Origin of the sequence: Streptomyces sp. ISL-36 (genome assembly GCF_018614205.1) — a bacterium.
In the GTDB taxonomy this organism is placed as follows: domain Bacteria; phylum Actinomycetota; class Actinomycetes; order Streptomycetales; family Streptomycetaceae; genus Streptomyces.
In genome coordinates this window covers 44,902-53,470 of the sequence record NZ_JAGGOS010000033.1, presented here as the reverse complement: position 1 = coordinate 53,470, position 8,569 = coordinate 44,902, and the positions used below count along the sequence as shown (strand labels likewise).

Genomic DNA, 8,569 nt, shown 5'->3' with positions numbered 1-8,569 from the left:
CGGCGGCGAGGGCGAGGACGGCTCCCGCGCCGGCGGCGACGCCGTGGACGGCGGCGATCACCGGGAAGGGACATTCGCGGATCGCGCGGACGACCTGTCCGGTCATCCGGTTGAAGTCGAGCAGCTGCGCCGTGTCCATGGACAGGGTCGCGCCGATGATCTCGTCCACGTCGCCGCCCGAGCAGAAGCCCCGTCCCTCTCCGCCGAGGACGAGGGCGCGCACGGCCCGTTCCCGGGAGAGTTCGGCGAGCAGGTCGCGCAGGTCGGCGTAGGCGCCGAAGGTGAGCGCGTTGAGTTTCTCGGGGCGGGCGAGCGTGACGGTGGCGACGCCGTCGTCGACGGCCAGGTGCAGATGCCGCCACTGCTCGGTACGGGGTGCGGAGCCGATAAAGGGGCTCATACGGAACGGCCTCCCTCCTCCTGACGCGAGCGTATCACCACTCTGTGACTGTCGTCACGAGTACGCGATACGCGGCAGGGCGGGGCGACGGGGCGAGGCTGTGACGTACGAGGCGGGGGCCGTGGGCGGAGGTCCCGGGCGGGAGGTGACGCAGGGCCCCGCGGGAAGGGGAGGGGCGCCCCTGGGTTTCGCTTTTGCGGTCCGTAAGGTTGAAAGCAGGACGTCCTGGACTCCACCCTCCCGACCCGCCCCGCTCGGAACGGACCCGCCATGGCCGAAGCCACCAGCCCCACCTCGTGGCGTACGCGGCTGCCCCACACCACGGTCGCCGTGCCGATCGCCCGTGCCCTGATCCGTACGGCGCTGGCGGACGCCGACGCGCCCGCCGACCGAGACACGGCGGAGCTGCTGACCGCCGAGCTCGTCGCCAACGCGGTCGAACACACCGAGGGCGAGGACCCCATCGAGCTCGTCGTCGAGCTGTTGCCGGGCGGCTGCCAGGTCGAGGTGCACGACCGGCGGCCGGCCCGCCCGGGCGAGCCGCTCGGCCCGGAGCCGGGCCAGGAGCCCGACCCCTGGCAGGAGCACGGCCGCGGCCTGCTGCTGATCCGTGCCCTCAGCGCCGACTGCGGTCATCGGCCCACCGCGCACGGCAAGGCGGTCTGGTTCACCCTCCCCGCGGTACCGAAGCAGCGCCGCCCGGAGCACTGAGGGCCGAGGGCCGGTGCCCGGCCGAAGGGGTGGGGGTGGGCGCCCGGCCGGAGGGGTGAGGTCGGTGCCCGGCCGAAGGGGTGAGGTCGGTGCCCGGCCGGAAGGGGTGGGGGACGGTGCCCGGCCGGAAGGGGTGGGGGACGGTGCCCGGCCGGAAGGGTGGTACGGCGATCGTCAGGCGGCGGGGCCCGCGAGCGTGGCGACCAGGACGGCCTTGATGGTGTGCATCCGGTTCTCGGCCTCGTCGAAGACGACCGAGTGGGCCGACTCGAAGACCTCGTCGGAGACTTCCAGCTCCGTCAGCCCGTGGCGCTCGTGGATGTCCCGGCCGACCGCCGTGCCCAGGTCGTGGAAGGCCGGCAGGCAGTGCAGGAACTTCACGTCCGGGTTCCCGGTGGCGCGCAGGACGTCCATGGTCACGGCGTACGGGGAGAGATCGGCGATCCGCTCGTCCCAGACCTCCTTGGGCTCGCCCATGGAGACCCAGACGTCGGTCGCGACGAAGTCCGCGCCGCGGACGCCCTCGGTCACCTCCTCGGTGAGGGTGATCGTGGCACCGCTCGCCTCGGCGAGCCCGCGCGCCGAGGCGACGACCTCCTCGTTCGGCCAGTACGCCTTGGGGGCGACGATCCGGACGTCCATACCGAGAAGGGCGCCGGTGACGAGGTAGGAGTTGCCCATGTTGAAGCGGGCGTCGCCGAGGTAGGCGAAGACCGTCTTGTCGAGCGGCTTGTCCGAGTGCTCGGTCATGGTGAGCACGTCGGCCAGCATCTGGGTGGGGTGCCAGTCGTCGGTCAGACCGTTGAAGACCGGGACGCCGGCGAAGGCGGCGAGCTCCTCGACGTTCGCCTGGCTGTCGCCCCGGTACTCGATGCCGTCGAACATCCGGCCGAGGACGCGCGCGGTGTCCTTGACCGACTCCTTGTGGCCGATCTGCGAGCCGGAGGGGTCGAGATAGGTGGCGGAGGCCCCCTGGTCCGCGGCGGCGACCTCGAAGGCGCAGCGGGTCCGGGTCGAGGTCTTCTCGAAGATGAGGGCGATGTTCTTGCCCCGCAGCCGCTGGACCTCGGTGCCCGCCTTCTTGGCGGCCTTGAGCTCGGCGGCCAGGTCGATCAGACCGCGGAACTCCTCGGCGGTGAAGTCCAGCTCCTTGAGGAAGTGGCGGCCGATGAGGTCAGTGGCCATGGGGGCGCTCCTGTATTCGCGGAAGAGGACGGCAGGGACCGGCGAGGTCGGGACGTGATCGGGGGACGCCCGGGACGACGCCCGGACGACCCTGGAAGTGTATACGTAGTCCAGTATTCCTATACGGTGATGCGGGCCACTCGGCTCCCGGCGCCACTCGGGCTCCCGGCACCGCGACCCGCCCCCGGCGCCGCCGCTCCCCTCAGACCGCGTCCCGCTCCACCGGGCAGCTCATGCAGCGCGGCCCGCCCCTGCCGCGGCCCAGCTCGCTGCCGGGGATCTCGATCACCTCGATCCCCTCCTTGCGCAGATGCGTGTTGGTCGTGACGTTCCGCTCGTACGCCACGACCACACCCGGCTCGACCGCGAGGACGTTGCAGCCGTCGTCCCACTGCTCGCGCTCCGCGGCGTGGACGTCCTGGGTCGCCGTCAGGACCCTCACCTCCTGGAGACCCAGCGCCGCGGCGATGGCGCTGTGCATGTGCTCCGGCGGGTGGTCGGTCACCCGCAGGGACTGCCCCGCGTCGCCCGGTTCGATCGTGTACGAGCGGAGCATCCCGAGCCCCGCGTACTGGGTGAAGGTGTCGTGGTCGACCATCGTCATCACCGTGTCGAGGTGCATGAAGGCACGCCGCTTCGGCATGTCGAGGGCGATGATCATCCGCGCCGAGCCCGCCGCGAACATGCCGCGGGCGAGCATCTCCACCGCCTGCGGGGTCGTCCGCTCGCTCATCCCGATCAGGACGGCGCCGTTGCCGATGACGAGGACGTCCCCGCCCTCGATCGTGGACGGATAGTCGGTCTGCCCCTCGGACCAGTGGTGGAAGTGCCCTGCCTCGGGGCCCGTGAAGAGAGGATGGTGCTTGTAGATCGCCTCGAAATGGACCGTCTCACGCTGGCGGGCCGGCCAGCGCATCGCGTTGATCGAGACGCCGTCGTAGATCCAGGCGGAGGTGTCCCGGGTGAAGAGGTGGTTCGGCAGCGGCCCGAGGACGAAGTCGTCCAGATCCATCGCATGGAACCGAACGGAGGTCGGCTCGCGGTGCGCGGCCAGGAACTCCCGTTTCGTCATCCCGCCGACCAGCGCCTCGGCGAGCTGGGCGGCGTCGAGGGAGTCGAAGGCCGCGCGCAGATGGTCGGCGGCGAGCGGGCCGTACTCCTTCTCGTGGAAGACCCGGTCGAGCACGAGCCCGCGGGCGGCGGGCAGCTCCATCGACTCCCGCAGCAGATCCCCGAAGAGATGGACCTCGACGCCCCGGTCTCGCAGGACGTCCGCGAAACCGTCGTGCTCCTGCCGGGCCCGGCGGACCCAGAGCACGTCGTCGAAGAGAAGAGCGTCCTTGTTGGAGGGGGTCAGCCGCTTCAGCTCCAGATCGGGCCGATGCAGGATGACGCGGCGGAGCCGCCCGGTCTCGGAATCGACATGGAATCCCATGCGCCCATCCTGACGGAGCCGGACGGCTCGCGCGTGGTTCTCGGAACGGTCGACCGTCTGCCGTCATCAGGTACGCGACGATGAAGACGACCAGGAACAGGATCACCCCGATCACGGCGAAGGCGATGACCCGGCCGTCGCCACCGGACGCCGCCGCGTAGGTGGTCGGTGCCGAAGGGGCGGCGGGCGGAGGTGCCGGCCGGTGCGGGGGCGCCTGCCGCGGGGCCCCGGACCGTGGCCCTGGGCCCTGGGCCCTGGGCCCTGGGGCCTGGGCCCTGGGGCCTGGGCCCTGGGGCCTGGGGCCTGGGGCCGGCGTACGCCTCCCTCGGCAGCGCCCGCCAGACCTCCTCGGGAAGTCCAGGCCTTTCGCCGTCCACGCTCTGCCGGAACGCGGCCCGGGCGGCCGGGTCGGGGCTCGACCGGAGTCCGGACAGCAGCGCCGCGAGCGTGCGGACCGGGACGTCACCCGCGTCCAGCAGCGGCCGGACCGCCCGGCGGTGGAGCGCGGCGGCGTCGGCCGCCCGTTCGGCGTCGCCGGACGCGCCGCGCAGCGACGTGCGGGGGGCGGTCACGAACAGCCCCTGGCGACGAGGTCGCACAGCTCCCGGCGCCGCGTCAACGAGCACGGGAGCGCAAGGGAGCGCTGTGATCCGCTCTCCTGCGCCCCCCGTGGGACGGCCTGTCTTCCCCCTCGGCGGCTGTGTCACAGACGCGGGTCCACCGGTTCCGACTCCAGTGCGAGGACCGCGAAGACGGCCTCGTGCACGCGCCAGAGCGGCTCCCCCTCCGCCAGCCGGTCCAGCGCCTCCAGACCGAGCGCGTACTCACGCAGGGCCAGCGAGCGCTTGTGGCCGAGGAAACGGTTGCGCAGGCGTTCCAGGTTCTCCGGGCGCGTGTAGTCGGGGCCGTAGATGATCCGCAGGTACTCCCGGCCACGCACCTTCACGCCCGGCTGCACGAGCCGGCCCTTGCCGTCACGGACCAGTGCCGCCAGCGGTTTGACGACCATGCCCTCGCCGCCCGCCGCCGTCATCTCCAGCCACCACTCGACACCGGCCCGCACGGACGTCTCGTCGCCGGTGTCGACGATCAGCCGGCGCGTGACCTGCAGCAGGCCCGTCGGATCGTGCTCGACCAGCCGGTCCAGCCACCCGAGCTGCTCGTTGTGGGGCACGGCCGCCAGCGAGCGGCCCCGCACCGCGAGGACCTGGAACGGTGCGAAGCGCACCCCGTCGAGGCCCTCCGTCGGCCAGCAGTATCTCCGGTACGCCTCGGTGAACGCGTCCGCGTCGGCCGCCCGCTCCCGCTGTTCGGCGAGGAGCGCGTCGACGCCGGCCACGCCTCGGGCCGCCGCCTGTTCCAGCGCGCCGAGCGCGCCGGGGAAGACGGCGCGGGAGGCCGCGCCGACCGCCGCGTACTGCGAGCGCAGCAGCCCGGCGGACTTCAGCGACCAGGGCATCAGCTCGCCGTCGAGCAGCACCCAGTCCGTGTCGAGCTCGTCCCACAGGCCGGCGGCGGTGACGGCCTTCCGCAGCCGGTCCAGGACCTGCTCGGTGACGGCGCCGTCGGCGAAGAAGGGCCGTCCCGTACGGGTGTGGACGGCGCCGGTGATCCCTTCCGCGGGGTCGACGCCGAACCGCTCCCGGGCGGCGTCGGCGTCCCGGCAGACGAGCGCGACGGCCCGCGAGCCCATGTGCTTCTCCTCGCACACGACCCGCTCGACGCCGTCCGACGCGTACTGAGCGAACGCCTCGGCCGGGTGCTCCAGGTAGCCGTCCTCCTTCGAGGTCGCCGTCGGAGCCATCGTCGGCGGGAGGTGGGCGAGCAGCCGCGGATCGACCGCGAACCGGCTCATCACCTCCAGGGCCGCGGCCGCGTTCTCCTCCCGTACGGCGACGTTCCCCATCTGCCGGGTCTCGACGATCCGCCGCCCGTGCACATCGCCGAGGTCCAGCGGCCTGCCCTGGTGTCCGCCGGGTGCCTCGGTGGCGAGCGGCCGGGCGGGCTCGTACCAGACCTTCTCCGCCGGTACGTCGACGAGTTCGCGCTCCGGCCAGCGCAGCGCGGTCATCTTCCCGCCGAAGACGGCGCCCGTGTCCAGGCAGATGGTGTTGTTGATCCAGGACGTGTTCGGCACGGGCGTGTGCCCGTAGACGACGGTGGCCCTGCCGCGGTACTCCTCCGCCCACGGGTAGCGCACCGGCAGCCCGAACTCGTCGGTCTCACCGGTGGTGTCCCCGTACAGCGCGTGCGAGCGCACCCGGCCGGAGGTGCGGCCGTGGTACTTCTCCGGCAGACCGGCGTGGCAGACCACGAGCCTGCCCTCGTCGAGGACGTAGTGGCTGACGAGGCCGTCGATGAAGGCGCCCACCTCGGCGCGGAACTCCTCGCTCTCGCGTCCCAGCTGCTCGATGGTCTCGGCGAGCCCGTGGGTCTGCTGGACCTTCCTGCCCTTGAGCCAGCGGCCGAGCTTGTTCTCGTGGTTTCCGGGCACGCAGAGCGCGTCCCCGGCGGCGACCATGCCCATGACGCGGCGCAGCACGCCCGGGCTGTCGGGGCCCCGGTCGACGAGGTCGCCGACGAAGACGGCCGTACGTCCCTCGGGGTGGTGGCCGTCGACGTATCCGAGCTTGGCGAGCAGGGTCTCCAGCTCGGAGCGGCAGCCGTGGATGTCACCGATGATGTCGAAGGGGCCGGTGAGGTGGCGCAGGTCGTTGAAGCGCTTCTCCAGGACGACCTCGGCCGCGTCCACCTCCTCGACGGTGCGGAGCACATGGACCTTGCGGAAGCCCTCGCGCTCCAGGCCGCGCAGCGAACGGCGCAGCTCACGGCGGTGGCGCTGGACGACATGGCGGGGCAGGTCCGCCCGGTCGGGGCGGGCCGCGTTGCGGCTCAGGCACACCTCTTCGGGCAGGTCGAGGACGATCGCGAGGGGCAGCACGTCGTACTGGCGGGCGAGCTGCACCAGCTGGCGCCGGGCCTCCGGCTGGACGTTGGTGGCGTCGACGACGGTGAGCCGACCGGCCGCCAGACGCTTGCCGGCGATGTAGTGGAGGACGTCGAAGGCGTCCCGGCTGGCGCTCTGGTCGTTCTCGTCGTCGGCGACCAGGCCGCGGCAGAAGTCGGAGGAGATGACCTCGGTGGGTTTGAAGTGCCGCCGGGCGAAGGTGGACTTGCCGGAGCCGCTCGCACCGATCAGGACCACGAGGGACAGGTCGGTGACGGGCAGCTTGCGGGTGGCGGTCGGGTCGGGGGTCGTCATGCCGTGTCCTCCTTCGTGGTCGGGCTGTTCCGGGTGAAGACGGCCATCTGGGTGGGCGGGCCGACCTCGGGGTCGTCGGGGCCGACGGGCGTGAACGCGACGTCGTACCCGTACTGTTCGCCGACGCGCCCCGCCCAGGTGCGGAACTCCTCGCGGGTCCACTCGAAACGGTGGTCAGCGTGCCGGACGTGCCCGGCGGGCAGGGACTCCCAGCGGACGTTGTACTCGACGTTGGGCGTGGTGACGAGGACGGTGCGGGGGCGGGCGGAGCCGAACACGGCGTATTCGAGCGCGGGCAGCCGCGGCAGGTCGAGGTGCTCGATGACCTCGCTCAGCACGGCCGCGTCGTAGCCTGCCAGCCGCTTGTCGGTGTACGCGAGCGAGCCCTGGATCAGCTTCACCCGGCCGGCCTGCCGTTCACCGAGCCGCTCCAGCCGGAGCCGGCGCGCCGCGATCGTCAGGGCCCGTACGGACACATCCACGCCCACGATGTCGGTGAAGCGCACGTCCTTCAGGAGTGCCTGAACCAACTGGCCCTGACCGCAGCCGAGGTCGAGCACGCGGGCCGCGCCGGCGGTGCGCAGCGCGGCGAGGATCGCCTCGCGGCGCTGCTCGGCGAGCGGTACCGGATTCTCCTCCGTGTCGGTGGTCTCGTCGACGGCGTTGTCGACCTCGTCCACGTCCAGGCCGTCGCTCTCGGCGAGCCGTACCAGCTCCAGACGCTCCATGGCCTCCCGGGTCAGGCCCCAGCGGCGCGAGAGGTAGCGACTGGTGATCAGCTTCTGCTCGGGGTGCTCGGCGAGCCAGCCGTCACCGGCGCGCAGCAGCTTGTCGACCTCGTCGGGCGCGACCCAGTAGTGCTTGGCGTCGTCGAGCACCGGCAGCAGGACGTAGAGCTGGTTGAGCGCGTCGGCGAGCCGCAGCTCCCCTTCGAGAACGAGGCGGACATAGCGCGAGTCGCCCCACTCGGGGAACACGGGGTCCAGCGCCACCGGCTCCGCCTCCACCGTGTCCCAGCCGAGAGGACCGAACAGCTTGTGGACCAGTGCGGCCCCGCCGCGTGCGGGGAGCGCCGGCACCTCGATGCGCAGCGGCAGCGGCGCGGCCGCCCGTTCGGGCATCGCCCTGCAGGCACCCCGCAGGGCGCTCTTGAAGACCGTGGCCAGGGCGACGGCGAGCAGCGAGGACGCGGCGTAGGGCCGGTCGTTCACGTACTGCGCGAGCGCGGAGTCGGGGGCGCCGCCCCGGCCCTTGCCCTTGCCGCGCCGCACCAGCCCCACGGGGTCCACCTCGAGGAGCAACGCGGCCGTGCACCGCTCGTCGGACGCCTCGGGGTAGAGGACGTGCGCCGTGCCGTGCGAGGTCGAGAACGCCTGCGCGTTGTCGGGATGCTTGTGCAGCAGAAAGCCCAGATCGGTCGCGGGACGTTCGGGGGTGCCGGTCGTGCTGATCGTCAGGAACACACGTCCGAGTATGGTCCCGTACGCCCCTTGCGACCAGGCATTTTCTCCTGGGCTCCATCGGATGCCCGGCCGCTGCCCCCGAAGGGCGTCCCCGCGGGGGGTGACGCCTCACT

General features: G+C 72.3%; 6 protein-coding genes. 1 reads left to right on the top strand and 5 read right to left on the bottom strand.

Annotation, left to right across the window (positions count from 1 at the left end):
* The coding region (locus J7E93_RS08680) for an enoyl-CoA hydratase-related protein (RefSeq protein WP_215067096.1) at positions 1 to 400 on the bottom strand (400 nt) is incomplete at its 3' end.
* A gap of 270 nt (positions 401 to 670) precedes the next feature.
* Here J7E93_RS08680 and J7E93_RS08675 point away from each other — a divergent pair.
* A complete protein-coding gene (locus J7E93_RS08675) occupies positions 671 to 1,111 on the top strand; it encodes an ATP-binding protein (RefSeq protein ID WP_215067094.1) in 441 nt (146 codons plus the stop codon).
* Between the two features lie 174 nt (positions 1,112 to 1,285).
* Here J7E93_RS08675 and argF read toward each other — a convergent pair whose 3' ends face one another.
* The 4 genes from argF to J7E93_RS08655 form a co-directional block, all read right to left on the bottom strand.
* Complete coding sequence (argF, locus tag J7E93_RS08670) at positions 1,286 to 2,296, bottom strand: ornithine carbamoyltransferase (RefSeq protein ID WP_215067092.1); 1,011 nt, start codon at positions 2,294 to 2,296, stop codon at positions 1,286 to 1,288.
* A 202-nt stretch (positions 2,297 to 2,498) separates the two neighbouring features.
* Complete coding sequence (locus tag J7E93_RS08665) at positions 2,499 to 3,731, bottom strand: arginine deiminase (protein WP_215067090.1); 1,233 nt, start codon at positions 3,729 to 3,731, stop codon at positions 2,499 to 2,501.
* Between the two features lie 703 nt (positions 3,732 to 4,434).
* A complete protein-coding gene (locus J7E93_RS08660; protein ID WP_215067088.1) occupies positions 4,435 to 6,993 on the bottom strand; it encodes a polynucleotide kinase-phosphatase in 2,559 nt (852 codons plus the stop codon).
* The gene (locus J7E93_RS08655) at positions 6,990 to 8,456 is read right to left on the bottom strand and encodes a 3' terminal RNA ribose 2'-O-methyltransferase Hen1 (protein WP_215067086.1); all 1,467 of its coding nucleotides are present in this window, start codon (positions 8,454 to 8,456) and stop codon (positions 6,990 to 6,992) included. The genes J7E93_RS08660 and J7E93_RS08655 overlap by 4 nt, the downstream gene beginning before the upstream one ends.
* Positions 8,457 to 8,569: the final 113 nt, after the last annotated feature.

Excerpts from the sequence above, each read along its gene's own strand:
- J7E93_RS08675 (WP_215067094.1), top strand. The coding sequence starts at position 671 with ATGGCCGAAGCCACCAGCCCCACCTCGTGGCGTACGCGGCTGCCCCAC.
- argF (WP_215067092.1), bottom strand. The coding sequence starts at position 2,296 with ATGGCCACTGACCTCATCGGCCGCCACTTCCTCAAGGAGCTGGACTTC.
- J7E93_RS08660 (WP_215067088.1), bottom strand. The coding sequence starts at position 6,993 with ATGACGACCCCCGACCCGACCGCCACCCGCAAGCTGCCCGTCACCGAC.
- J7E93_RS08665 (WP_215067090.1), bottom strand. The coding sequence starts at position 3,731 with ATGGGATTCCATGTCGATTCCGAGACCGGGCGGCTCCGCCGCGTCATC.